General features: G+C 51.7%; 25 protein-coding genes and 1 pseudogene. 15 read left to right on the forward strand and 11 right to left on the reverse strand.

What is annotated here, in order from left to right; translation table 11 throughout:
• The 3 genes from ACJHYR_RS22950 to cueR are packed head-to-tail and all read left to right on the forward strand — an operon-like array spanning position 1 to position 3,739.
• Positions 1–2,163, forward strand: a complete 2,163-nt coding sequence (locus ACJHYR_RS22950) for a type I secretion system permease/ATPase (protein ID WP_001586740.1) — start codon at positions 1–3, stop codon at positions 2,161–2,163.
• Positions 2,160–3,335, forward strand: a complete 1,176-nt coding sequence (locus ACJHYR_RS22955) for an HlyD family type I secretion periplasmic adaptor subunit (RefSeq protein WP_001586741.1) — start codon at positions 2,160–2,162, stop codon at positions 3,333–3,335. Before ACJHYR_RS22950 ends, ACJHYR_RS22955 begins: the two co-directional genes overlap by 4 nt.
• Positions 3,332–3,739, forward strand: a complete 408-nt coding sequence (gene cueR, locus ACJHYR_RS22960) for a Cu(I)-responsive transcriptional regulator (protein ID WP_001026747.1) — start codon at positions 3,332–3,334, stop codon at positions 3,737–3,739. The genes ACJHYR_RS22955 and cueR overlap by 4 nt, the downstream gene beginning before the upstream one ends.
• 3 nt (positions 3,740–3,742) lie before the next feature.
• Here the strand turns inward: cueR and ACJHYR_RS22965 are convergent, their stop codons facing one another.
• The 3 genes from ACJHYR_RS22965 to ACJHYR_RS22975 form a co-directional block, all read right to left on the reverse strand.
• Complete coding sequence (locus tag ACJHYR_RS22965; RefSeq protein WP_000664216.1) at positions 3,743–3,946, reverse strand: hypothetical protein; 204 nt, start codon at positions 3,944–3,946, stop codon at positions 3,743–3,745.
• A complete protein-coding gene (locus tag ACJHYR_RS22970) occupies positions 3,943–4,365 on the reverse strand; it encodes a hypothetical protein (protein ID WP_001305512.1) in 423 nt (140 codons plus the stop codon). The genes ACJHYR_RS22965 and ACJHYR_RS22970 overlap by 4 nt, the downstream gene beginning before the upstream one ends.
• A gap of 85 nt (positions 4,366–4,450) precedes the next feature.
• A complete protein-coding gene (locus ACJHYR_RS22975) occupies positions 4,451–5,500 on the reverse strand; it encodes a YadA-like family protein (RefSeq protein ID WP_247142178.1) in 1,050 nt (349 codons plus the stop codon).
• Between the two features lie 1,102 nt (positions 5,501–6,602).
• Here ACJHYR_RS22975 and ACJHYR_RS22980 point away from each other — a divergent pair.
• Positions 6,603–6,965, forward strand: coding sequence for a hypothetical protein (locus ACJHYR_RS22980; RefSeq protein WP_001001643.1), 363 nt, complete (start codon positions 6,603–6,605; stop codon positions 6,963–6,965).
• A gap of 185 nt (positions 6,966–7,150) precedes the next feature.
• Here ACJHYR_RS22980 and ACJHYR_RS22985 read toward each other — a convergent pair whose 3' ends face one another.
• Positions 7,151–7,609 (reverse strand): NfeD family protein, encoded by a 459-nt coding sequence (locus ACJHYR_RS22985; RefSeq protein WP_000571817.1) that lies wholly within the window; start codon positions 7,607–7,609, stop codon positions 7,151–7,153.
• Positions 7,606–8,523, reverse strand: coding sequence for an SPFH domain-containing protein (locus ACJHYR_RS22990; RefSeq protein WP_000904488.1), 918 nt, complete (start codon positions 8,521–8,523; stop codon positions 7,606–7,608). The genes ACJHYR_RS22985 and ACJHYR_RS22990 overlap by 4 nt, the downstream gene beginning before the upstream one ends.
• A gap of 145 nt (positions 8,524–8,668) precedes the next feature.
• Between ACJHYR_RS22990 and fetA the strand changes: the two genes are divergently transcribed.
• A complete protein-coding gene (fetA, locus tag ACJHYR_RS22995; protein ID WP_001157555.1) occupies positions 8,669–9,346 on the forward strand; it encodes an iron efflux ABC transporter ATP-binding subunit FetA in 678 nt (225 codons plus the stop codon).
• Complete coding sequence (fetB, locus tag ACJHYR_RS23000; RefSeq protein ID WP_001295323.1) at positions 9,333–10,112, forward strand: iron efflux ABC transporter permease subunit FetB; 780 nt, start codon at positions 9,333–9,335, stop codon at positions 10,110–10,112. The genes fetA and fetB overlap by 14 nt, the downstream gene beginning before the upstream one ends.
• Positions 10,113–10,174: 62 nt before the next feature.
• Here fetB and cnoX read toward each other — a convergent pair whose 3' ends face one another.
• From cnoX to tesA, 3 genes are read right to left on the reverse strand one after another with little or no spacing between them, the layout of a single operon-like run.
• Positions 10,175–11,029, reverse strand: a complete 855-nt coding sequence (cnoX, locus tag ACJHYR_RS23005; RefSeq protein ID WP_001586744.1) for a chaperedoxin — start codon at positions 11,027–11,029, stop codon at positions 10,175–10,177.
• A 60-nt stretch (positions 11,030–11,089) separates the two neighbouring features.
• Positions 11,090–11,899 carry an NADP(+)-dependent aldehyde reductase gene (gene ybbO / locus ACJHYR_RS23010; RefSeq protein WP_072837529.1) on the reverse strand — a complete coding sequence of 270 codons (810 nt, stop codon included), beginning with the start codon at positions 11,897–11,899 and terminating at the stop codon, positions 11,090–11,092.
• Positions 11,889–12,512 (reverse strand): multifunctional acyl-CoA thioesterase I/protease I/lysophospholipase L1, encoded by a 624-nt coding sequence (gene tesA, locus ACJHYR_RS23015; RefSeq protein ID WP_001295836.1) that lies wholly within the window; start codon positions 12,510–12,512, stop codon positions 11,889–11,891. The genes ybbO and tesA overlap by 11 nt, the downstream gene beginning before the upstream one ends.
• Here tesA and ybbA point away from each other — a divergent pair.
• Positions 12,483–13,169 carry a putative ABC transporter ATP-binding protein YbbA gene (gene ybbA / locus ACJHYR_RS23020; protein ID WP_001110573.1) on the forward strand — a complete coding sequence of 229 codons (687 nt, stop codon included), beginning with the start codon at positions 12,483–12,485 and terminating at the stop codon, positions 13,167–13,169. The two genes, tesA and ybbA, sit on opposite strands and share 30 nt — an antisense overlap.
• On the forward strand, positions 13,166–15,580 hold the full coding sequence (gene ybbP, locus ACJHYR_RS23025; protein ID WP_059327832.1) for a putative ABC transporter permease subunit YbbP: 2,415 nt from the start codon (positions 13,166–13,168) through the stop codon (positions 15,578–15,580). The genes ybbA and ybbP overlap by 4 nt, the downstream gene beginning before the upstream one ends.
• 226 nt (positions 15,581–15,806) lie before the next feature.
• Here ybbP and dinQ read toward each other — a convergent pair whose 3' ends face one another.
• From dinQ to allS, 3 genes are all read right to left on the reverse strand, one after another.
• Positions 15,807–15,962, reverse strand: coding sequence for a damage-inducible type I toxin DinQ (gene dinQ, locus ACJHYR_RS23030; protein ID WP_001308457.1), 156 nt, complete (start codon positions 15,960–15,962; stop codon positions 15,807–15,809).
• 339 nt (positions 15,963–16,301) lie between these two features.
• Positions 16,302–17,396, reverse strand: a complete 1,095-nt coding sequence (gene mnmH, locus ACJHYR_RS23035; RefSeq protein WP_001586746.1) for a tRNA 2-selenouridine(34) synthase MnmH — start codon at positions 17,394–17,396, stop codon at positions 16,302–16,304.
• A gap of 68 nt (positions 17,397–17,464) precedes the next feature.
• Positions 17,465–18,391 carry an HTH-type transcriptional activator AllS gene (allS, locus tag ACJHYR_RS23040; protein WP_000460146.1) on the reverse strand — a complete coding sequence of 309 codons (927 nt, stop codon included), beginning with the start codon at positions 18,389–18,391 and terminating at the stop codon, positions 17,465–17,467.
• A 229-nt stretch (positions 18,392–18,620) separates the two neighbouring features.
• Between allS and allA the strand changes: the two genes are divergently transcribed.
• From allA to ACJHYR_RS23075, 7 genes and pseudogenes are all read left to right on the forward strand, one after another.
• Positions 18,621–19,103, forward strand: coding sequence for an ureidoglycolate lyase (gene allA / locus ACJHYR_RS23045; protein WP_000776375.1), 483 nt, complete (start codon positions 18,621–18,623; stop codon positions 19,101–19,103).
• Positions 19,104–19,180: 77 nt separating this feature from the next.
• Entirely contained in the window at positions 19,181–19,996 is an 816-nt protein-coding gene (gene allR / locus ACJHYR_RS23050) for an HTH-type transcriptional repressor AllR (protein ID WP_319963492.1), read from the forward strand.
• Between the two features lie 89 nt (positions 19,997–20,085).
• Positions 20,086–21,867 (forward strand): glyoxylate carboligase, encoded by a 1,782-nt coding sequence (gene gcl, locus ACJHYR_RS23055; protein ID WP_001309310.1) that lies wholly within the window; start codon positions 20,086–20,088, stop codon positions 21,865–21,867.
• A gap of 12 nt (positions 21,868–21,879) precedes the next feature.
• Positions 21,880–22,656 (forward strand): hydroxypyruvate isomerase, encoded by a 777-nt coding sequence (hyi, locus tag ACJHYR_RS23060; RefSeq protein WP_000943560.1) that lies wholly within the window; start codon positions 21,880–21,882, stop codon positions 22,654–22,656.
• A 99-nt stretch (positions 22,657–22,755) separates the two neighbouring features.
• The gene (gene glxR, locus ACJHYR_RS23065) at positions 22,756–23,634 is read left to right on the forward strand and encodes a 2-hydroxy-3-oxopropionate reductase (RefSeq protein WP_000765839.1); all 879 of its coding nucleotides are present in this window, start codon (positions 22,756–22,758) and stop codon (positions 23,632–23,634) included.
• A gap of 168 nt (positions 23,635–23,802) precedes the next feature.
• Positions 23,803–25,257 carry an allantoin transporter gene (locus ACJHYR_RS23070; RefSeq protein ID WP_000401152.1) on the forward strand — a complete coding sequence of 485 codons (1,455 nt, stop codon included), beginning with the start codon at positions 23,803–23,805 and terminating at the stop codon, positions 25,255–25,257.
• Positions 25,258–25,317: 60 nt separating this feature from the next.
• Positions 25,318–25,815, forward strand: a pseudogene (locus ACJHYR_RS23075) (amidohydrolase family protein); the annotation flags it as partial.
• Positions 25,816–25,921 lie beyond the last annotated feature (106 nt).

Below are 25,921 nucleotides of genomic sequence, written 5' to 3' on the forward strand. Positions count from 1 at the left end.
ATGAAAAAAAATGCCCAGTCCGTGGAAGCCTGGCTGGAGGCGATGATCGCCGTGGCGCGTTATTACCGCCTTGATTTTTCTCAGGAGAACGTGCGCGCGACCGTCAACTGGGAGCGCGACAGCAAGCGGGAGGAGTTGCTCACCGACATGGCGCGGCAACTGGGAATGGGGCTGCGGCTGGTGGAGTTTTCCGCTGATTCGCTTAACCCCTGGCGGCTGCCGCTGATCGCGGTATTTGATAATCAGCAGGTTGGCGTGATCACCCGCCGTGACAATCACGACAATATCAGCATTCAGTTCAGCGGTGACGAAGGGCTGGAAACTACGCTTAACGTCGCGGATGTTGAGGATAAAATCGTTGAACTGGCGCTACTGCGCCCGCTCAGCGCCATCCCTGACGCGCGGGTGGATGACTACATTCGCCCGTATCAGGCGAACTGGTTCTGGAGCCTTTCCCTAAAAGACTGGCGGCGCTACGGCGATATTATGCTGGCCTCGCTGGTGGCGAACGTGCTGGCGCTGGCGGCGATGATTTTCTCGATGCAGGTTTACGACCGGGTGGTTCCGGCGCAATCGTACCCGACGCTATGGGTGCTGTTCGCCGGGGTGATGATGGCGATCCTGTTTGAGTTCTGTATGCGCATGGTGCGCACACATCTTTCGGATGTGATCGGCAAGCGGGCGGATCTGCGCATTTCGGATCGCGTTTTTGGTCACGCATTACGGCTGAAAAATAACGTGCGATCGAAATCCACCGGATCGTTTATCTCGCAGATCCGCGAGCTGGAATCGGTGCGGGAGCTGATTACTTCCACCACCATCGGCGCGGTGGCGGATCTGCCGTTCTTCCTGCTGTTTGTCTTTATTTTATGGATGATCGGCGGCTGGCTGGTGCTGGTGGTTTTGCTGGCGCTGCCGTTATTGGTGATCCCCGGCCTGCTGGTGCAACGACCGCTGGCGCGGCTGGCGAACGAAGGGATGCGCGAGTCGGCGGTGCGTAACGCTACGCTGGTGGAAGCCGTGCAGTCGATTGAAGATATTAAGCTGCTGCGCGCCGAACAGCGTTTTCAGAATCAGTGGAACCACACCAACGACGTGGCCTCGTCCATCAGCATGAAGCAACGTTTTCTCACCGGGCTACTGCTCACCTGGACCCAGGAAGTGCAGTCCATCGTTTACGTGGTGGTGCTTCTGGTGGGCTGCTTTATGGTGATGAACGGCGACATGACTACCGGCGCACTGGTCGGGACGACGATCCTGGCTTCGCGCACCATCGCGCCGCTGTCGCAGATATCCGGCGTGCTCTCGCGCTGGCAGCAGGCGAAAGTGGCGCGCAACGGACTTGATGAACTGATGAAGCGCCCGGTGGATCAGCCGGAACACGGCAAACTGGTGCATAAAGCGGTGCTACACGGCAATTATCAGTTCAGCAACGCTATCTTTTATTACGACGAAGAAGAGAAAATTGCCGATGTGGCGATTGGCAAACTCAACATTCAGGCCGGAGAGAAAATCGCCATTCTTGGGCGCAACGGCGCGGGTAAATCAACGCTACTGCAAATGCTCGCCGGAATGCGTATCGCCCAGCAGGGGCAGGTGCTGCTGGATAACATCAGCATCGGTCAGCTTGATCCGGCGGATCTGCGCCGCGACATGGGGCTGCTGAGCCAGACCGGGAGACTCTTTTTCGGTTCGCTGCGGGAAAACCTGACGATGGGGATGCCGGAAGCCAGCGATGAAGATATCGAACGCGCGTTAACCCTCAGCGGGGCGCTGCCGTTTGTGCAGAAGCAGAAAAACGGCCTCAACTACATGATTCAGGAAGGGGGATTTGGCCTCTCTGGTGGTCAGCGGCAAACGCTGCTGCTGGCGCGGCTGCTCATCTCTCAACCCAATATCGTGCTGCTCGATGAACCCAGCGCCTCGCTGGACGAAATGGCGGAAGCGCATTTAATCGAACAACTGAAACAGTGGATTGGCCATCGCACGCTGATTATCGCCACTCACCGCACGGCGATGCTGCAACTGGTGGACCGCATTATCGTGATGGATCAGGGGCGGATTGTGATGGATGGCGCGAAAGAGGCCATTTTGCGTGAACAGAGCGAACCCACGGCGCGACGGGTGGTGTTGCAGGAGAAGAATAAGGGGTCTGCCGCATGAACGGACAACTGCAATACAACCGTGGCCTGACTGAACCCCGCTTGCCGCGTTCGGCGCTGGCGGTACGCGTTACCGCTGTGATGCTGCTCTGTTTTCTCGGCTGGGCGTGGTACTTCCAGCTTGATGAAGTCACCACCGGCAGCGGCACGGTAGAACCCTCCGGGCGCGAACAGGTGGTGCAGTCGCTGGAAGGCGGAATTCTGTATCATCTCGACGTCAAGGTTGGCGATATTGTTGAACAGGGCCAGCCGCTGGCGCAGCTTAACCGCACCAAAACGGAATCCGACGTCCAGGAAGCAATGTCGCGGCTGTACGCGGCGCTGGCAACCTCGGCGCGGCTGCGGGCGGAAGTGAGTAATAAACCGCTGGTCTTCCCTGACGAACTGAATAAATTCCCCGAACTTATCGAGTCGGAAACGGCGTTGTACAACACTCGCCGCGACGGGCTGAACAAAGCCACCACCGGGCTGACGCAGGGGATTAGCCTGGTCAACCGCGAACTGGCGATGACCCAGCCGCTGGTAAAACAGGGGGCGGCGAGCAGCGTTGAAGTGCTGCGCCTGCAACGCCAGGCCAATGAAATGGAAAACAAACTCAGCGACGTGCGCACGCAATATTACGTTCAGGCGCGCGAAGAGTTAGCGAAAGCCAATGCGGAAGTGGAAACCCAGCGTTCGGTGATCCGCGGGCGGGAAGATTCTCTCACCCGGCTCAACTTTACCGCGCCGGTACGTGGCATTGTTCAGGACATTGACGTCACCACGGTTGGCGGCGTCATTGCCCCCGGTGGTAAACTGATGACCATCGTGCCGCTGGATGAGCAACTGCTGATTGAGGCAAAAATCTCCCCGCGCGATGTGGCGTTTATCCACCCGGGGCAAAAATCGCTGGTGAAAATAACTGCCTACGATTACTCCATCTACGGCGGCCTGCCGGGAGAAGTGGCGGTAATATCACCAGACACCGTACAGGATGAAGTGCGGCGCGATGTTTATTACTATCGGGTGTACATTCGCACTTTCAGCAACCATCTGGAAAATAAACATAAACAGCAGTTTCCGATATTTCCCGGCATGGTGGCGACGGTCGATATCCGCACCGGCAAAAAAAGCGTGCTGGATTATCTGTTGAAACCCTTTAATAAAGCACAGGAGGCGTTGCGCGAACGATGAACATTAGCGATGTAGCAAAAATTACCGGCCTGACCAGCAAAGCAATCCGCTTCTATGAAGAGAAGGGGCTGGTGACGCCGCCGATGCGCAGCGAAAATGGTTATCGAACCTACACGCAGCAGCATCTCAACGAACTGACCTTACTGCGCCAGGCGCGCCAGGTGGGCTTTAACCTGGAAGAGAGCGGCGAACTGGTGAATCTGTTTAACGACCCACAGCGTCACAGCGCCGATGTAAAACGGCGCACGCTGGAGAAGGTAGCGGAGATCGAACGGCACATTGAGGAGCTGCAATCCATGCGCGACCAGCTACTGGCGCTGGCGAATGCCTGCCCTGGTGATGACAGCGCCGACTGCCCGATTATCGAAAATCTCTCCGGCTGCTGTCATCATCGGGCGGGGTGAAAATCAGTTAATCCCCGTTTGCACCGAAAGAATATGCTGCAAACTTTCTACCATTATGCGCCCCGATTGAAATAAGCCTTCCTGGATTTCGTTGTTAACATTCACAGCGTGAACCAGGGAGGCTAATAACACCACTTGCAAGAAGGCAAAAATAAACGCACCGATAATCATAATATGCGTCAGGGGGATTTTCCTTTGCTCCTTCATTTTAAATAACCCACAAACTGACCTTCCTTCATTAAGGCGACTTTTCCCGTGTGGTGATAAACAATGACGTTATAAAGACCTGACTGATAAACAGTGGCATCTTTATTGTCTTCATCAATTGCACATAATGAATCATTGAGATAAGCAAAGTTCTTACTGCTCATTCTAAAGGTCATGCCAAATCCTTTATAAATAGATTTTTTAGCGGCCTGGGCATGTTGTGCGGCTTCTGCATTTTTAAATGCCTGCGCCTCGGATGCACTTAAAATAGCCGTCTGACGCTGTTGTTCTGCGAGATAACAGGTGTCATGGCTGACGCCCTGCGCCTGGCAATCTGCGATGCGGGAAGTGGGTGAACTACAGCCAGCCAGTAATATAACCGCCAGCAGGGAAAACGATTTAATGGAACTATTCATCATTGTTAACCTTAAATAATGTACAAATTAATGAAGAGGTGAAACCCGGCAAGCTTCCTTGCTCTTATTTATATTGAGGATTGGAATATTAGAAAGAATATCCCACGCCGACACCCGCGCCGAAATCAGATTGCGTATCCGCAGAGACACCGGCTTTAATCACGGTATGCGTTCCGGCATTAAAAGATGTTCCGACAGACACCGCAGATTCACCGTTGAAGGTTCCCGCTCCCGCTGACATCATCATAAAGTCACCGGCTTTCACCTGTGGTTGTGAGGCGATAGCGATGGCTGATGCAGTTCCCGCATTGGCTTCTTTACGGTTGTCCTCAACTTCGTTTTTCAGCGAACTGAAATGGTTATTGAGCGTAGTAATCTGCTGGCTATTATCCGCTACTCGTTTTTGCGTGTTGCTTAACTGCTGATGCGTTTGGGTTACGTCTTGTGTCAGGCTGTCAATTTGTTCATGCGTTTGTGTTGAGTCTTGCGCCAGACGCTGAATTTGTTCCCCGTACTGCACACTATTGATATGCTGTTGCGTTGCCTGGTTAGTCGCCAGAGTATCTATTTTTTGTTTTTGTTCTGCTGCAGTACGCGCATTCGCATCATTTTGTGCTCTCAGTCCGGCGTTAACCATCTCTTGATAATGTGCGTTGGTCTGGGCATCGCCAAGTGCGGAAACCGTTTTTTGCGTCGCGTCGATTTGTTTCTGCTGATCGTCCATTTGTTGCTGCTGGGTGTCAGCTTGTGCCTGTTGCGCATTGGCAGCGGCTGTCTGTCTGGCGTCAATCATGCTCTGATATCGGGCGGCAGTCTGCACATCCCCGGTGGCGGCAACGATTTTCCGGGTTTCGTCGAGTTGTTGCTGTTGGTCAGCAAAATCGCTGCGGTTCTGTTCGATATTATTTTTGTTTTCTGTCACAGCACCGGAAAGTTTGACGCCGTTCATCAGAGCGGTGTTGGCGTTAGCGTTGGCATGGTCAGCCGTTGACTGGGCATGTGCGACATCGCCTTTTATGTTGGTGACGTCTGACTGCACTGCGGAGACATCATTACGGATGTCGGTGATGGCGGCTTTATTGGCATCAATATCCGTCTGCGCCACCGTGATGGCGTGTTGCGCGTCATCAGCTTTCAGTGAAGCCCAGTTGGCGGCATGTTGTGCGTCCTGAATGGCGGTATCCTGCCCGTTGTCGCGGACGATCTGTTTTTGCTCGTTTGATGCCAACAGTTTCTGCTGGTCAGCAATATCGCTGCGGTTCTGTTCGATGTTGTTTTTGTTTTCTGTCACAGCACCGGAAAGTTTGACGCCGTTAATCAGAGCGGTGTTGGCGTTAGCGTTGGCATGGTCAGCCGTTGACTGGGCATGTGCGACATCGCCTTTTATGTTGGTGACGTCTGACTGCACTGCGGAGACATCATTACGGGTATCGGTGATGGCGGCTGTATTGGCATCAATATCCGTCTGCGCCACCGTGATGGCGTGCTGCGCGTCATCAGCTTTCAGTGAAGCCCAGTTGGCGGCGTGCTGCGCGTCCTGAATGGCGGTATCCTGCCCGTTGTCGCGGTCGGTCTGCGCTTGATTGGTTATCGGGTTCAGCGTATTGGTGGGCTGTACGGGAGAAGCAGCTGTATTTTCCTGAGGCGTCGTTGTCTGGTAATCATGCGCAATCAGATAATTTTGTGCGGCTACACTATTCCCTGTCCTTTCTAAAAATCGACCAATTTTCTGATCAATTTCCGATTGCGACATTCCTGGCTGGATTACCGTTAATTCTGTCGTTGCCGCCTCAACAGTATCACCCGCAAACGCAGATGGACTTACCGCGGTAGCAACAACGACAGCCAGTAAAGACAGCTTTACAGTTTTCATGCATTTTTTCTCTTTCAAAGTAAGTCACATATTTGTTTCTATAAGCAACGTAAAACGTTGTTATAAGAATTAATCTGCGTTGCAATTTAATCGAAATCTACGCCGCCATTTGTGTGATGTAAAGCGCATTTTTGTCTGGTGTAAGCGTAAACACCACCAATAAGAAACAAAAAATGTTTCTTATATAAATAAAATCGAAAATCATTTTGTGCTCTTTCAATGTAAAAAAGAGTAAAGACTTGTTTTGATAAGCGAAATAAATTCTGTTTCTGGACTAAACGTGAAGCGGTTCCTGATGTGTGCTAAAATGCGTTATCTTTGATAAATCTCAATTTTTAAGAGGTTTACGCCAGGCAGGAAAATTTAAATGAATGAATTTGAGAAGATTTTTAATGAAATGAATCTGGACCGGGCATTGCTACCGATCCTTTTTCGTTCGAACCGGTCAACAGTGTGGAAATATTTAAGTGGCGATAGTACGGCTCCTGCCTCAGCTATGTCACTGATTATGCTGTTGCAGTTAATCCAGAAACGAAACCCCGATCTGTTAGCCGAATGGTTAACGCTTTCTGATTTTACCATTCCGCCAGAAGTTTACCTGGACCAGCCTGATTACTGGAAAGGGTGGGTGTATACCCAACACAAGGTCAATAAAAACGTCCTGGAATATCTAAAAAAACACTATCCGGATGAAGACCAAAAAAACATGAATAAAGGTAGTGACGAGTAATTTGCCAATGCCAGTTAATATAGCGGAGGCGGCCTACGATTCGGGCGCAGACTTCCAGGGTATGATAAGACGCGCCCGCGCCGCATCAGGCATCAGCGCATAACCGCCGGATGCGGCGTAAACGCCTTATCCGGCCTACGGTTGAGTGCAGTTTTGTAGGCATGATAAGACGCGTCAGCGTCGCATCAGGCGATGACCGCACGGATAATCAGCGTTATCCCTTCTATCGCAATCACCTCAACATGCGTACCTGCACCGAGATCCTCGCTGGCGCTGACAGGCCATGAACTGTCGCCGACGCGCATATGACCTCGCCCATTGACCAGCGGTGATTCCAGTACAAACCGTCTGCCGATCAATTGTTGACCGCGCTGATTAAGATGACTGTCGCTGTGCTTTTGTTCGCGCACCCGCCGCGACAACCATTTCCACCACAGCCAGGCGGCGAGCAGCGTCAGAATGGCAAACATCACCCCTTGCCACTCCCAACCCAGCGGTAGCAACCAGACCACCAGGCCAGTAATCACCGCTGCGACACCGCTCCAAAGCAGATAACCATTGCTGCCCAGCATCTCGGCAGCCAGCAATAAACCGCCGAGACTGAGCCAAAAAATATGCGGATGGATAGCTATCATCTCGATCATGATTTATTTCGCTCGTTCGCGCTGTCTTTCACCAGTTCAGCAATCCCGGCAATCGACCCCATCAGGCTGCTGGCCTCTAATGGCATCATCACCACTTTGCTGTTACTGGAGGAACCAATCTGTTGTAACGCTTCGGTGTATTTCTGTGCGACGAAGTAGTTCACCGCCTGAATATCACCAGAAGCAATGGCTTCCGACACCATTTGGGTCGCGCGGGCTTCCGCTTCGGCAGAACGTTCACGAGCTTCAGCCTGTAAAAACGCCGACTGACGTTCGCCTTCCGCTTTCAGGATTTGCGACTGTTTTTCACCTTCAGCTTTGAGGATTTCCGCCTGACGGATCCCTTCCGCTTCAAGGATGTAAGCGCGTTTGGTACGTTCCGCTTTCATCTGCGCGTTCATTGAAGAGATAAGCTCTGCCGGTGGGCGCACGTCGCGAATTTCAATACGGGTGACTTTAATCCCCCACGGGTTGGTGGCCTCATCGACAATACGCAGCAGGCGTGAGTTGATGCTGTCGCGCTGAGAGAGCATTTCATCAAGTTCCATTGAACCCAGCACGGTACGGATGTTAGTCATGGTCAGGTTGATGATCGCCAGCTCCAGATTGCTGACTTCATAAGCCGCGCGCGGGGCATCAATCACCTGAATAAAGCACACGGCATCGATGGTAACGTTGGCGTTATCTTTCGAGATAACTTCCTGGGAAGGGATGTCGAGCACTTGCTCCATCATATTGATCTTGCGACCAATGCGATCCATAAACGGCACCACCAGACTTAGCCCAGGCTGTAACGTTTTGGTATAGCGACCAAAACGTTCTACTGTCCACTGATAGCCCTGCGGCACGATTTTGACGCACGCGCCGACAATGACCAGCGCGACAAAAATGAGAATCGGGATAAAGATAAGCATCGGAAAAACCTCCTGTTGTACCGTCCATAATCAGCAAAATTGCTGCTTGATTAAACAAATTATACCTGATTACTGAAAGAGAGTTCCCCCTTATTCCTGCGAAGGATAAACTGTTTTTAGTAAAAATCAGAAAAAGGGAACAGCGATGCAGGAAAATAGTCCTTTGCTTCAGCTACAAAACGTAGGATATCTGGTGGGTGATGCGAAGATTCTTAATAACATCAATTTTTCGCTGCGTGCTGGCGAATTTAAGTTAATTACCGGTCCTTCTGGTTGTGGCAAAAGTACGCTGCTAAAAATAGTTGCTTCATTGATCAGCCCAACCAGCGGAACGTTACTGTTTGAAGGTGAGGATGTCAGCACACTAAAGCCAGAAAGCTACCGCCAGCAAGTCTCTTATTGCGCCCAGACGCCGACGCTGTTTGGCGACACGGTATACGATAATCTGATCTTTCCCTGGCAGATCCGTAACCAACAGCCTGACCCAGCCATTTTTCTCGATTTTCTCGAACGCTTCGCCTTACCGGACACCATTTTGACGAAGAATATCGCCGAGCTATCTGGTGGTGAAAAACAACGCATCTCATTGATTCGTAACCTGCAATTTATGCCGAAGGTTTTATTGCTGGATGAAATCACCAGTGCGCTGGACGAAAGTAATAAACATAACGTTAATGAGATGATCCACCGTTATGTGCGCGAGCAAAATATTGCCGTGCTGTGGGTGACACACGATAAAGACGAAATTAATCATGCGGATAAGGTGATTACACTGCAACCGCATGCCGGAGAAATGCAGGAAGCACGCTATGAACTCGCATAATATTACTAACGAATCATTAGCACTGGCATTAATGCTGGTGGTGGTGGCAATCTTAATTAGCCATAAAGAAAAACTGGCGCTGGAGAAAGATATTCTCTGGAGCGTCGGGCGCGCGATAATTCAGCTGATTATTGTCGGCTATGTGCTGAAGTATATTTTCAGCGTGGATGATGCCAGCCTGACATTATTGATGGTGTTATTTATCTGCTTTAATGCGGCGTGGAACGCGCAAAAACGCAGTAAATATATTGCTAAAGCTTTTATCTCATCGTTTATTGCCATTACGGTCGGGGCGGGAATTACCCTGGCGGTGCTGATTCTCTCAGGGTCGATTGAATTTATCCCGATGCAGGTGATCCCTATCGCCGGGATGATAGCCGGTAACGCCATGGTAGCGGTGGGGTTGTGTTACAACAATTTAGGGCAACGGGTTATTAGCGAACAGCAACAGATTCAGGAGAAATTGAGTCTTGGCGCGACGCCGAAGCAGGCTTCAGCGATATTGATTCGCGACAGTATTCGCGCGGCTTTAATTCCGACGGTCGATTCAGCAAAAACGGTTGGCTTAGTGAGTTTACCGGGAATGATGTCCGGGCTGATATTTGCCGGGATTGATCCGGTGAAGGCGATTAAATATCAGATTATGGTGACCTTTATGCTGCTCTCAACCGCCAGCCTGTCGACCATTATTGCCTGCTATTTAACCTATCGTAAGTTTTACAATTCGCGCCACCAGTTGGTGGTGACGCAATTGAAGAAGAAATGATGCAATGCCGGATGCGCAGCATCGCATCCGGCGTTGTGGTTCATGTGCCGATCAACGGAAACTCAATACAACAACGCATACAGCTGGCGGCGATACTTCGACGCCAGTGCATCACCTGTACCCAGCGCAGCGAGGATCTCCTGGAACGTTTTACGCGTCTGACCGTCTGCGGCGGTGAGATCTTTACGCAGATGCCCAAACAGTAACTCCAGCGCCTCTTCATTGCGCCCAACCTGATGCAGTTGCAGTGCCAGTTGCGTCGCCAGTGCGGCATCTTCTGGATTCTCTGCCACCTGCTGTTGCAGCTGTTGAATTTCCGGCGTATCTGCCGCCTGCTTCAGCAGTTCGATTTGCGCCACCAGCCCCTGGTAGCGGGTGTCCTGATCCTGTAACGGAATGGTTTTCAGTACCGCTTCTGCATCTTCAGAACGGTTCAGCGCAATCAGCGTTTCTGCCAGCAGCAGGCCGATCTCCCCGTTCTGATTCGACAACTGCCAGGCGTCTTTCAGCAATGGCAGGGCGTCGGTGTAATTGCCTTCCTGCATCAGCTGCATCGCCTGCTGCGCTTTCAGTTCTTCTTCGCGCGGCAGCACTTTATCCAGCAGGGCGCGGATCGCCTCTTCCGGTTGCGGCCCCTGGAAGCCGTCTATCGGTTGCCCGTTCTGGAAAAGATACACGGTTGGAATCGCGCGCAGACCAAACTGGGCGGCAATCATCTGCTCCGCGTCGCAGTCCAGCTTCGCCAGAATAAATTGCCCGTTGTACTGCGCCGCGAGGCTTTCCAGAATTGGGGTTAACTGCAAACAGTGCTGACTACGTTCAGACCAAAAATAGAACAGCACCGGAGTGGTCATCGACTGTTCTAGAACCTGTTGCAGGTTAGATTCGTTAATGTTGACAATATTTTCTACGGACATGGAGTCGCTCTCTGTTGTCGATATTTTCTTTGACATGGGGGCTTAAGCGCGCGCTTCAACTCACCCCTGCAATATTTTGTCCATCACGCGCCCCGGCAGCAGGCGCTTGAGCACCATTACTGCCCAGGTCACCAGCGTTACCGGATAGCGCATCTTCGGCTTATCGCTAATAAAAGCATGGCGCACTTTGTCGACCACCGCTTCCGGCCCCAACGTAAAGCGGGCGGCGATGCCGGGATTTTCGACAGGTTTATCACTTTGTGTCTGGTTGACGTTGTCGGTAAAACGAGTACGAATAGGACCGGGTTCAATCAGGCTGACTTTAATTCCGCTGTGGCGCAGCTCCATGCGCAGCGCGTCTGACCACGCCTCCAGCGCATATTTACTGGCTGCGTAAGCGCCTCGACCCGGCGTGGAGATTAATCCCATCACCGATGAGGTCATCACAATACGCCCTTCACCGTGCGGTAACATCGCGGGTAACAGGCGCATGGTGAGCTGGTGCGCGCCGAAAAAGTTGGCAGAAAACTGCTGTTCCATCTGCGCACGGCTGATGGTGGAAAGGGGGCCATACATGCCGAATCCGGCATTGTTAAAGATCCCATACAGACAATTATCGGTCAGGGCGATCACTTCGTCGGCTGCGCGATCAACACTTTCTGGCGAATCCAGATCGATCAACACGCCGGTAAATCCCATGCTGTTCATGCGCTCAACATCATCCGCTTTCCGGCAACCTGCCAGCACATGAAAACCCTGGCGTTTTAATTCGAGCGCACTTTCCAGGCCAATTCCACTGGAACATCCGGTAATTAAGACCGATTTTTGCATAACTTTACCTGTCAGGATCTCCGTTGCTTTATGAGTCATGATTTACTAAAGGCTGCAACTGCTTCGCCATCCAGTCGGCAATAAACGGCTGGGCGTCGCGGTTGGGATGAATACCGTCATCCTGCATCCATTGTGGTTTGAGGTAGACCTCTTCCATAAAAAAGGGCAGCAGCGGAACATCAAACTCTTTGGCGAGTTTGGGGTAAATGGCACTAAAGGCTTCATTATAACGGCGACCATAGTTTGCAGGCAGACGTATTTGCATTAACAATGGTTCAGCGTTGGCGGCTTTGACATCCTGCAAAATCTGGCGCAGCGTTTGCTCGGTTTGCTGTGGCTGAAAACCACGCAAACCGTCATTGCCGCCCAGTTCAACCAGCACCCAGCGCGGCTGATGCTGTTTCAGCAGAGCCGGAAGGCGCGCCAGCCCTTGTTGCGAGGTGTCGCCGCTGATGCTGGCATTGACTACCGACGTTTTACTCTGCCACTTATCATTCAACAAGGCAGGCCAGGCCGCGCTGGCAGACATTCGATACCCGGCGCTCAGGCTATCACCCAGAATCAATAACGTGTCCGCTGCGGCGGCACGGAAGGTTAACAGGACCAGGAACAGGAAGGGCAAATGCCAGCGGAAAACATTGTTGAAGTTCATCATCTTAAGAAGTCCGTCGGTCAGGGGGAGCATGAACTCTCCATCCTCACCGGAGTTGAGCTGGTTGTCAAACGTGGCGAGACCATCGCACTGGTGGGCGAGTCGGGATCGGGTAAGTCAACCTTGCTGGCGATCCTCGCCGGGCTGGATGACGGCAGCAGTGGCGAAGTGAGTCTGGTGGGACAACCTCTACATAATATGGACGAAGAAGCGCGGGCAAAGTTGCGCGCGAAGCACGTAGGCTTTGTTTTTCAGTCATTTATGTTAATTCCTACCCTTAACGCGCTGGAAAACGTCGAGCTTCCGGCGCTGCTGCGCGGTGAGAGTAGCGCAGAAAGTCGTAACGGGGCGAAAGCGTTGCTCGAACAGTTAGGGCTGGGTAAACGTCTGGATCATCTTCCGGCACAGCTTTCTGGCGGTGAACAGCAACGAGTGGCACTGGCACGAGCCTTTAACGGTCGACCTGATGTGCTGTTTGCCGACGAACCCACCGGCAACCTTGACCGCCAGACCGGCGATAAAATTGCCGACCTGCTGTTTTCCCTCAACCGTGAACATGGCACCACGTTGATTATGGTGACCCACGACCTGCAACTGGCGGCACGCTGCGACCGCTGCTTACGGCTGGTGAACGGGCAGTTGCAGGAGGAAGCATGATTGCACGTTGGTTCTGGCGCGAATGGCGTTCGCCGTCGCTATTAATTGTCTGGCTGGCGCTAAGCCTGGCGGTGGCCTGCGTGCTGGCGCTGGGCAATATCAGCGATCGCATGGAGAAGGGCTTAAGCCAGCAAAGCCGTGAGTTTATGGCGGGCGATCGGGCGTTGCGCAGTTCGCGCGAAGTGCCGCAAGCGTGGCTGGAGGAAGCGCAAAAGCGCGGCCTGAAAGTCGGCAAGCAGCTGACTTTCGCCACCATGACATTTGCAGGCGACACACCGCAGCTGGCGAACGTCAAAGCGGTGGATGATATCTACCCGATGTATGGCGATCTGCAAACTAATCCCCCTGGCCTGAAACCGCAGGCGGGCAGCGTATTGCTGGCCCCACGCCTGATGGCACTGCTTAACCTGAAAACGGGCGACACCATTGACGTGGGCGATGCCACCTTGCGGATTGCCGGAGAAGTGATTCAGGAACCGGATTCCGGTTTTAACCCCTTCCAGATGGCTCCGCGTCTGATGATGAATCTGGCGGATGTTGATAAAACCGGAGCCGTGCAGCCGGGGAGTCGGGTCACCAGGCGTTATAAATTCGGCGGCAGCGAGAATCAGCTCGACGGCTATGAGAAATGGTTGTTACCCCAGCTTAAACCCGAACAACGCTGGTACGGTCTGGAACAGGACGAAGGCGCGCTGGGGCGCTCGATGGAACGCTCGCAACAGTTCCTGCTGCTTTCGGCGCTTCTGACCTTGCTGCTGGCAGTGGCAGCGGTGGCGGTGGCGATGAATCATTACTGTCGCAGTCGATACGATCTTGTGGCGATCCTCAAAACGCTGGGGGCAGGGCGAGCGCAACTGCGTAAGCTAATCGTCGGTCAGTGGTTGATGGTGCTGGCGCTTTCAGCCGTTACCGGCGGGGCGATAGGCCTGTTGTTCGAAAACGTGTTGATGGTGCTGCTCAAGCCCGTTCTGCCTGCTGCACTACCGCCTGCCAGCCTCTGGCCGTGGCTGTGGGCGCTGGGCACCATGACGGTCATCTCGCTGCTGGTGGGGCTACGACCGTACCGCCTGTTGTTGGCAACGCAGCCTTTACGCGTATTGCGTAATGATGTGGTCGCGAACGTCTGGCCGCTCAAGTTTTATCTGCCGATTGTCAGTGTGGTGGTTGTGCTGCTGCTCGCCGGATTAATGGGCGGCAGTATGCTGCTCTGGGCGGTGCTGGCGGGCGCGGTAGTGCTGGCTTTGCTGTGCGGTGTGCTGGGCTGGATGCTGCTGAATGTACTTCGCCGCATGACGCTGAAATCGCTACCTCTGCGCCTGGCGGTTAGCCGCCTGTTACGTCAGCCGTGGTCAACGTTAAGCCAGCTTTCGGCATTTTCGCTCTCCTTTATGCTACTGGCACTGCTGCTGGTGTTGCGTGGCGATCTGCTCGACCGCTGGCAGCAGCAGCTACCGCCAGAAAGCCCGAACTACTTTTTAATCAACATCGCCACAGAACAGGTTACACCGCTAAAAGCGTTCCTCGCGGAACATCAGATAGTCCCGGAATCATTTTATCCGGTGGTGCGGGCGCGGCTGACGGCGATTAACGACAAGCCGACAGAAGGCAATGAAGATGAGGCGCTTAACCGCGAACTCAATCTTACCTGGCAAAATACGCGGCCCGATCATAATCCGATTGTTGCCGGTAACTGGCCGCCAAAAGCCGATGAAGTGTCGATGGAAGAGGGGCTGGCGAAACGCTTAAACGTTGCCCTCGGAGATACCGTGACTTTTATGGGCGATACCCAGGAGTTCCGCGCTAAAGTGACCAGCCTGCGCAAAGTGGACTGGGAAAGTCTGCGGCCTAATTTCTATTTTATTTTCCCGGAAGGGGCATTAGACGGGCAGCCGCAGAGCTGGCTTACCAGTTTCCGCTGGGAGAATGGCAACGGCATGTTGACGCAACTCAACCGCCAGTTCCCGACCATTAGCCTGTTAGACATTGGCGCGATTTTAAAACAGGTCGGCCAGGTGCTGGAGCAGGTAAGTCGGGCGCTGGAAGTGATGGTGGTGCTGGTCACCGCCTGCGGTATGTTGCTGTTGCTGGCACAGGTGCAGGTGGGAATGCGTCAGCGTCATCAGGAGCTGGTGGTGTGGCGCACACTCGGTGCGGGGAAAAAACTACTACGCACGACATTGTGGTGTGAGTTCGCCATGCTCGGGTTTGTTTCTGGCCTGGTGGCCGCAATTGGTGCGGAAACGGCGCTGGCAGTGTTGCAGGCGAAAGTGTTTGATTTCCCGTGGGAGCCAGACTGGCGATTGTGGGTTGTGCTGCCGTGCAGCGGTGCGCTGCTGCTGTCGCTTTTCGGCGGCTGGCTGGGTGCGCGACTGGTTAAGGGTAAGGCGCTGTTCAGGCAGTTTGCGGGGTGATGACAGGCGTTAGATTGCCTGATGCGCTACGCTTAACAGGCCCACGAGGATCGTGCAATATATTGATTTTGCAAGATTGTGTAGGCCGGATAAGGCGTTTACGCCGCATCTGGCATGAACAGTGTGCATTGTGTGCATTTTGGCAATAAATATGAAACCAACTGTCATGTCGGTTTTTTTAAAGGCCGAAGGTGGTAAACCTTCGGCCTTAGCTACGTTTCCTCAGTTATTCAATAAACTGACGGATCAGTTCCAGCAGCGCGATTAGCGCCTTAAGAACGATGAGAACTTTATCGAGAAAAGTTTTCATCCGTTGCTCCCTTAAGGGAGAAAGACAATCACAGCTTACCCTTACGTTGCCTGTAACTATGATTTTCTTCATGTGCTAGATGAGGACTGCCTCTCTCCAAATTAGAGCACCAGAATCAGCACCACCTGTATCCTGACCAGGACTTAAAAGTACTTTTCCGCACTGCGGTAATCCCTTGAGGCAGTATCACTACTAGCGTCGGGATTGTATCGCCAACATAGCTGTTTGAATATGTAGGCATCCTGACTTATAATTCACTTGCTAGATGAGGACTGTTTCATTTCTGCCCGGAACCACCAAGTCTTGGGCGGAAAAAATAAAAAAACCGACTGTCATGTCGGTTTTTTTATATCTGTATTCTGGTGCAACCATTCTGTTCTCACGACAATCGCCGTTTCAGAATACCGTCCATCACCACGCCTTAACCCATTCCGCCACTTCCGCCCACTCACCGCGAAAGACGATTTTTTCCGCTCTTTTCTCAAGCTGATAGCGATACATCGGGTCGTAATATTCTTCAAGTAACGGCACCAGCCAGGCCAGATGACCGTCGGTGCTATTGGTTGCGAGTTGCGTTGTCAGCGCAGCATCCAGCCGGGCAGCCAATTCGTTATAGCGCTGTAGCCCCAGCCGACGCTTAATAGCCGAAAGTCCGTGATGCAGGTATTCGCAGTACTCCTGCCAGCCCTGTTCGTCGCCGTACGCATGGGTAAAATCATGATGCATACGCAAGAAATACTCTTCGTTCAGGCGTTCAAGACGGATCTCAAACGGATCTTCTACCACCGCAATCGCCGCCTGAGTCATTCGCTCGCGCAGACATTCCGGCAGGTGATTCGAACCGATCATCCGGCTTTCATCTTCCAGCACCCACAGGTGCAAATCCTGACGGGCGTCGGTTTTTAGCATTTCGGCAGCCAGCAGGTTTTCAAAACTCGCCTGGCTAAGTTGTGGTTGTAACGTGCGACCAAACGCCGAACCGCGATGGCGCGCCAACCCTTCCAGATCAACACCGTTCGGCTGTTGCTGCACTAGCAGCGTTTTACCGCTGCCAGTACAACCGCCAATCAGCACTATCGGTTTTTGTGACAGTTCAATGGTCGCCTGAATCGCGGTCTGGCGCAGTGCCTTATAACCACCTTCCACCAGCGGATAATTAATCCCCGCTTCATGCAGCCAGCGTTGCACAATATGTGAACGTTGACCGCCTCGGGCGCAGCAGAGAATACCTTGCGGATTTTGCAGGCACGCTGCCCGCCAGGCGTCCATACGCTGCTGACGAATTTCACCCGCCACCAGTTTATGACCCAGCGCCAGCGCCGCGTCTGACCCTTGCTGTTTATAACAGGTGCCAACGGCGGCGCGTTCATCGTTATTCATTAACGGCAGGTTGATAGCGGCAGGCATTGCGCCTTGCTCAAACTCGATGGGGGCGCGAACATCAATAATGGGCGTATCAGCAATCAGCAGGGCACGATAGTCCTGTTCCGTGTGTCTCTCTTGCATAGTTAAAAGTGAACCTCAAATCAGCTTGCGCGCTATTTTACGCGCCAACGCGCAAGGAAACTTGATTTTTAACTGCGTGGGGTGCCGAAAATTTCTAAAAATCCGCTGATTTCCGGCCTGCGCTGGGTAAACAAGGTCACAATATCTTCTACCGCTTTGCCGCTGCCAAATTTGCGCCATGCCAGACTCAATGGCGAAGGAGGGCGCATCGTTGGGATTACCCGGCTGACCAGTTGTTGATTATCGATCATTGACTGGCAAAGTGATTTTGGCAAAAAACCAATGCCAACGCCCGCCAGATGGGCGGCGATTTTCGTTTCCATATCAGGAACAATAATCTCTTTTTGCCCTGGCAATCGCCAGGCGACGCGTTTGGTTAAGGTGCGGGCGCTGTCTTCAATATTGACCGCCGGAAAGCGACGCAACTGCGCTTCTGTTAGCGGCTCTTCAACGTTCGCCAGCGGATGATCCGCCGCCATGACAAAGCGCCATTGCACCGATCCTAAGGGATCAAGACTAAAGGTATTTGCCAGCGCCTCGGTTCCCGTGACGCCGATAGCCAGTGAAAAACCTTCGTACAATAGCGAGTCCCAGACGCCCATATAGATTTGCCGGGAGATGTGGAACTGGGTAAAGGGGTAACGTTCATTCAGCCACGCCAGCAGCTGGGCGACGGCCTGGGGATTGTAGAGCAGGTTGTTGATGACAATATTCACCTGGCGTTCCACGCCATCATTCACCTGTTGCAGCTCGCTGGGCATACTTTCCAGCCAGCTCAGCCAGTCTCTGGCCTGAGAAAGTAGATGCTCGCCAGCCGCTGTCAACGTCACGCTGCGAGTCGTGCGGAAAAACAGCGCCACTCCGGTATTCTCTTCCAGAAGTTTAATGCGATAACTGATCGTCGCCGTGGTTTTACATAATCGTTCTGCCGCTTTTGAAAAACTTCCTGTTTCAGCAACCGCAATGAAAGTCCGCAAGGTTTCTGGATCGAACATCTTCAGGTATCCCCTTTTAAATCCGCAAGTTGCGTGATTTTCTTATCCTCTGATTTATCAGTATTTTTACATGATAACCCTGTTCAATTTGTGGACTAAATCTAGTTTTGGAAAAATATTCCAACTTTTGTGTTGATGTTGTTCTCTTAAGGTTTTAGATTGCCTGTTATTGAAACCAAGCTGACCGGTCGGCGCTGGTTGAACGGAATTATGTTACAAGGACAAAAAGATGAAACTTCAGGTATTACCGTTAAGTCAGGAAGCCTTTAGTGCTTATGGCGATGTAATCGAAACGCAGCAACGGGATTTTTTCCATATTAACAATGGACTGGTAGAGCGTTACCACGATTTGGCGCTGGTTGAGATTCTTGATCAAGACCGTACGCTCATCAGCATTAACCGCGCGCAACCGGCGAATCTGCCGCTGATCATTCACGAACTCGAACGTCATCCGCTGGGCACTCAGGCCTTTATCCCGATGAAAGGTGAAGTGTTTGTGGTGGTCGTGGCGTTAGGTGACGACAAACCAGACCTGTCAACGCTGCGGGCGTTTATCACCAACGGTGAACAGGGGGTGAATTACCATCGTAACGTCTGGCATCACCCACTTTTCGCCTGGCAGCGCGTCACCGATTTTCTGACCATCGATCGCGGCGGCAGTGACAACTGTGATGTTGAAAGTATTCCTGAACAGGAACTCTGTTTTGCGTGACGCCTGCAACCGACTTGCATAAGATAAACTAATTGTTCATTGTTTATGCTCACTTGTAGGTCGGAGTTAACGTAGGTATGACGGAAGTTAGACGGCGCGGCAGGCCAGGACAGGCGGAGCCTGTGGCACAGAAGGGCGCACAGGCGTTAGAGCGGGGAATTGCGATTCTGCAATATCTGGAAAAAAGTGGGGGGAGTTCGTCGGTTAGCGATATTTCTCTCAATCTGGATTTGCCGCTCTCCACGACCTTTCGCTTGCTGAAGGTTTTACAGGCAGCGGATTTTGTCTACCAGGACAGTCAGTTAGGCTGGTGGCATATAGGATTAGGTGTTTTTAACGTCGGTGCGGCGTACATCCATAACCGCGATGTCCTCTCCGTCGCCGGGCCGTTTATGCGCCGCCTGATGTTACTTTCCGGCGAAACGGTCAATGTCGCGATTCGTAACGGCAATGAAGCAGTATTAATTGGTCAGTTAGAGTGTAAATCGATGGTCAGGATGTGTGCGCCGCTGGGCAGTCGTCTGCCGCTGCATGCTTCCGGCGCGGGCAAGGCGCTGCTTTATCCGCTGGCGGAAGAGGAGTTGATGAGCATCATTCTGCAAACCGGTTTGCAGCAGTTTACGCCAACGACGCTTGTGGATATGCCCACCTTGCTGAAGGACCTGGAACAAGTGCGTGAACTGGGCTATACCGTAGATAAAGAAGAGCATGTTGTAGGCCTGAATTGCATAGCTTCAGCAATTTACGATGATGTAGGTAGTGTTGTTGCCGCTATCTCCATCTCCGGGCCTTCATCAAGACTGACAGAAGATCGTTTTGTCAGTCAGGGTGAGCTGGTCAGAGACACCGCCCGCGATATCAGCACGGCGTTGGGACTGAAAGCACATCCATAGTGTCTGTCGCATCCCGCTCTGCGGAGCGGGTTTTTTTGACAAAATTTGAAAGTTGGAAAATTTTTCCAATTAATAGAGGTAGGAATAAAATGGCAAAAATGAGAGCCGTTGACGCGGCAATGTATGTGCTGGAGAAAGAAGGTATCACCACCGCCTTCGGCGTTCCGGGAGCTGCAATCAATCCGTTCTACTCAGCGATGCGTAAGCACGGCGGTATTCGTCACATTCTGGCGCGTCATGTGGAAGGTGCTTCGCACATGGCGGAAGGTTATACCCGCGCAACGGCAGGGAATATCGGCGTATGTCTGGGGACTTCCGGTCCTGCGGGCACGGACATGATCACCGCGCTCTATTCCGCTTCTGCTGATTCCATTCCTATTCTGTGTATTACCGGCCAGGCTCCGCGCGCCCGTCTGCATAAAGAAGATTTCCAGGCCGTTGATATTGAAGCAATTGCTAAACCGGTCAGCAAAATGGCGGTTACAGTTCGTGAAGCGGCGCTGGTGCCTCGTGTGCTGCAACAGGCATTTCACCTGATGCGTTCTGGTCGTCCGGGTCCGGTACTGGTGGATTTACCGTTCGACGTACAGGTTGCGGAAATCGAGTTTGATCCTGACATGTACGAACCGCTGCCGGTCTACAAACCTGCTGCCAGCCGTATGCAGATCGAAAAAGCTGTAGAAATGTTAATTCAGGCCGAACGTCCGGTGATTGTTGCCGGGGGCGGGGTAATCAATGCTGACGCAGCTGCACTGCTACAACAGTTTGCTGAACTGACCAGCGTTCCGGTGATCCCAACGCTGATGGGCTGGGGCTGTATCCCGGATGACCACGAACTGATGGCCGGGATGGTGGGTCTGCAAACCGCGCATCGTTACGGTAACGCAACGCTACTGGCGTCCGACATGGTGTTTGGTATCGGTAACCGTTTTGCGAACCGTCATACCGGTTCGGTAGAGAAATACACCGAAGGGCGCAAAATCGTTCATATCGATATTGAGCCGACGCAAATTGGCCGCGTGCTGTGTCCGGATCTCGGCATTGTCTCTGATGCTAAAGCGGCGCTGACACTGCTGGTTGAAGTGGCGCAGGAGATGCAAAAAGCAGGTCGTCTGCCGTGTCGTAAAGAGTGGGTCGCCGACTGCCAGCAGCGCAAACGCACTTTGCTGCGTAAAACTCACTTCGACAATGTGCCGGTGAAACCGCAGCGCGTGTATGAAGAGATGAACAAAGCCTTTGGTCGCGATGTTTGTTATGTCACCACCATTGGTCTGTCACAAATCGCTGCGGCACAAATGCTGCATGTCTTTAAAGACCGCCACTGGATCAACTGTGGGCAGGCTGGTCCGTTAGGCTGGACGATTCCGGCGGCGCTGGGCGTGTGTGCCGCTGATCCAGAGCGCAATGTGGTGGCGATTTCCGGTGACTTCGACTTCCAGTTCCTGATTGAAGAATTAGCCGTTGGCGCACAGTTCAACATTCCGTACATCCATGTACTGGTCAATAACGCCTATCTGGGGCTGATTCGCCAGTCGCAGCGCGCGTTTGATATGGATTACTGCGTACAGCTCGCGTTCGAAAATATTAACTCCAGTGAAGTGAACGGTTACGGCGTCGACCACGTAAAAGTAGCGGAAGGTTTAGGTTGTAAAGCGATTCGCGTTTTCAAACCGGAAGATATAGCACCAGCCTTTGAACAGGCGAAAGCCTTAATGGCGCAATATCGGGTACCGGTAGTCGTGGAAGTTATTCTCGAGCGTGTGACCAATATTTCGATGGGCAGCGAACTGGATAACGTCATGGAATTTGAAGATATCGCCGATAACGCAGTGGATGCACCGACTGAAACCTGCTTCATGCACTATGAATAAGGGAGATAAATAATGTTACGTTTCTCTGCTAATTTATCGATGTTATTTGGTGAATATGATTTTCTCGCTCGTTTTGAGAAAGCTGCGCAGTGTGGTTTTCGCGGCGTTGAATTTATGTTTCCTTATGACTACGACATTGAAGAATTAAAACAGGTGCTGGCGAGTAATAAACTCGAACATACGCTGCACAATTTACCGGCAGGTGACTGGGCGGCGGGCGAGCGGGGTATTGCTTGTATTCCTGGCCGTGAAGAAGAGTTTCGGGATGGCGTAGCAGCAGCGATTCGTTATGCTCGTGCGCTGGGTAATAAAAAAATTAACTGTCTGGTCGGTAAAACGCCGGCTGGTTTCAGCAGTGAACAGATTCACGCAACGCTTGTAGAAAACCTGCGTTATGCCGCGAATATGCTGATGAAAGAAGATATTTTATTACTGATTGAACCTATCAACCATTTTGATATTCCTGGTTTCCATCTCACCGGAACTCGGCAGGCGCTGAAATTGATTGATGATGTTGGTTGCTGCAATTTGAAAATTCAGTATGACATTTATCATATGCAGCGGATGGAAGGTGAATTAACCAACACTATGACTCAATGGGCCGATAAAATTGGTCACCTGCAAATTGCCGATAATCCGCATCGCGGCGAACCGGGAACCGGAGAAATTAATTACGAATATCTCTTTACGGTAATTGAAAATTCTGACTACAACGGTTGGGTTGGGTGTGAATATAAACCCCAAACCACCACGGAAGCCGGTTTACGCTGGATGGATCCGTACCGTTAAAACGTAACGCTATTCAGACAATGCTTTTTTAGGTCGCTAAGTCGGCAGGGGATCGTGTTGTCTGAATTCAGGAAAAGCGAAATTTAAAAGAGGTTAATTATGAAACTGGGATTTATTGGCTTAGGCATTATGGGTACTCCGATGGCCATTAATCTGGCGCGTGCCGGTCATCAACTGCATGTCACAACCATTGGTCCGGTTGCTGATGAATTACTGTCACTGGGTGCCGTCAGTGTTGAAACTGCGCGCCAGGTAACGGAAGCATCGGACATCATTTTTATTATGGTGCCGGATACGCCACAGGTTGAAGAAGTTCTGTTTGGTGAAAATGGTTGTACCAAAGCCTCGCTGAAGGGCAAAACCATTGTTGATATGAGCTCCATTTCCCCGATCGAAACTAAACGTTTCGCTCGTCAGGTGAATGAACTGGGCGGTGATTATCTCGATGCGCCCGTCTCCGGCGGTGAAATCGGCGCGCGTGAAGGGACGTTGTCGATTATGGTTGGCGGCGACGAAGCGGTATTTGAACGTGTTAAACCGCTGTTTGAACTGCTCGGTAAAAATATCACCCTCGTGGGCGGTAACGGTGACGGTCAAACCTGCAAAGTGGCAAATCAGATTATCGTGGCGCTCAATATTGAAGCGGTTTCTGAAGCCCTGCTATTTGCTTCAAAAGCCGGAGCGGATCCGGTACGTGTGCGCCAGGCGCTGATGGGCGGCTTTGCTTCCTCACGTATTCTGGAAGTTCACGGTGAGCGCATGATTAAACGCACCTTTAATCCAGGTTTTAAAATTGCGCTGCACCAGAAAGATCTCAACCTGGCACTGCAAAGTGCGAAAGCACTGGCGCTGAATCTGCCAAACACCGCGACCTGCCAGGAATTGTTTAATACCTGTGCGGCAAACGGTGGCAGCCAGTTGGATCACTCTGCGTTAGTGCAGGCGCTGGAATTAATGGCTAACCATAAACTGGCCTGATACCCGCAATAAAAATGGCCGATATCAGAAAATGAATCGGCCAGCAATATTAAAAAAGAAAGCAGCCAAAGATGTTGCTTCAGTATTAAAAATAATATTTTTATTTTATTTGTTCCTCATAGCTAGATTAAAAAGACGTTATTCGATACGTGAAATTAAGAGGGATTTATGGAACATCAGAGAAAACTATTCCAGCAACGCGGCTATAGCGAAGATCTATTGCCGAAAACGCAAAGCCAGCGGACCTGGAAAACATTTAACTATTTTACCTTATGGATGGGTTCGGTTCATAACGTTCCCAATTATGTGATGGTCGGCGGCTTTTTTATTCTCGGCTTGTCTACCTTTAGTATTATGCTGGCAATTATCCTCAGTGCCTTTTTCATTGCCGCGGTAATGGTATTAAACGGTGCTGCGGGCAGTAAATACGGCGTACCGTTTGCCATGATCCTGCGTGCTTCTTACGGCGTACGTGGCGCACTGTTTCCCGGATTATTAAGAGGCGGTATTGCTGCCATTATGTGGTTTGGCCTGCAATGTTACGCGGGGTCACTGGCCTGCTTGATTCTGATTGGCAAAATCTGGCCGGGATTTTTAACTCTCGGTGGTGATTTTACCCTGTTAGGGCTTTCTCTACCGGGCTTAATCACTTTCTTACTCTTCTGGCTGGTGAACGTCGGAATCGGTTTCGGTGGTGGCAAAGTTTTAAATAAATTCACCGCCATTCTTAACCCGTGCATCTATGTTGTCTTCGGCGGTATGGCGATTTGGGCGATTTCGCTGGTCGGGATCGGTCCAATCTTTGACTACATTCCGAGCGGTATTCAGAAAGCAGAAAACAGTGGCTTCCTGTTCCTGGTGGTGATTAACGCGGTGGTTGCGGTCTGGGCGGCACCGGCGGTGAGCGCATCCGACTTTACGCAAAACGCCCACTCGTTTCGTGAGCAAGCGCTGGGGCAAACGCTCGGTTTAGTTGTGGCCTATATTCTGTTTGCGGTCGCCGGGGTATGTATTATTGCCGGAGCCAGTATTCATTACGGCGCTGACACCTGGAACGTGCTGGATATTGTCCAGCGTTGGGATAGCCTGTTTGCCTCGTTCTTTGCGGTACTGGTTATTCTGATGACGACTATCTCCACTAACGCCACCGGTAATATTATTCCGGCCGGTTATCAGATTGCCGCTATTGCACCGACGAAACTGACCTATAAAAACGGCGTACTGATTGCCAGTATTATCAGCCTGCTGATCTGCCCGTGGAAATTAATGGAAAATCAGGACAGCATTTATCTGTTCCTCGATATTATCGGCGGAATGCTGGGGCCGGTAATTGGTGTCATGATGGCGCATTATTTTGTGGTGATGCGTGGGCAAATTAATCTTGATGAACTTTATACCGCAGCAGGTGATTTCAAATATTACGATAACGGCTTTAACCTTACCGCGTTTTCAGTAACTCTGGTCGCCGTTATTTTATCTCTCGGTGGTAAATTTATTCCGTTCATGGAGCCTTTATCACGCGTTTCATGGTTTGTCGGCGTTATTGTCGCCTTTGCGGCCTACGCCTTATTAAAGAAACGTACTGCAGCAGAAAAAACAGGAGAACAAAAAGTCACAGGTTAATTAATCCCGATATTGAACATTGAGTTAAAAAACCAATCTGTATTTTACAAGGAGTTTGTTATGTCTTTTGATTTAATCATTAAAAACGGCACCGTTATTTTAGAAAACGAAGCTCGCGTTGTAGATATCGCCGTTAAAGGCGGAAAAATTGCTGCTATCGGTCAGGAGCTGGGCGATGCAAAAGAAGTTATGGATGCGTCTGGTCTGGTGGTTTCGCCAGGCATGGTTGATGCGCACACCCATATTTCTGAACCGGGTCGTAGCCACTGGGAAGGTTATGAAACTGGCACTCGCGCAGCGGCAAAAGGCGGTATCACCACCATGATCGAAATGCCGCTCAACCAGCTGCCTGCAACGGTTGACCGCGCTTCAATTGAACTGAAGTTTGATGCCGCCAAAGGCAAGCTGACTATCGATGCGGCGCAACTCGGTGGCCTGGTGTCTTACAACATCGACCGTCTGCATGAGCTGGATGAAGTGGGCGTTGTCGGCTTCAAATGCTTCGTCGCAACCTGTGGCGATCGCGGTATCGACAACGACTTCCGTGACGTCAATGAACCGCCCCGGGTTTCCTGGAGAGTGTTTTATCTGTGAACTCAGGCTGCCAGATCATCGTTTCCGATGGAAGCATAATAAGCTTTTTCTGCTTCTGCCGGAGGAGTAT

This window comes from Escherichia sp. WS1450 (genome assembly GCF_046487395.1).
Lineage (GTDB): Bacteria > Pseudomonadota > Gammaproteobacteria > Enterobacterales > Enterobacteriaceae > Escherichia > Escherichia coli.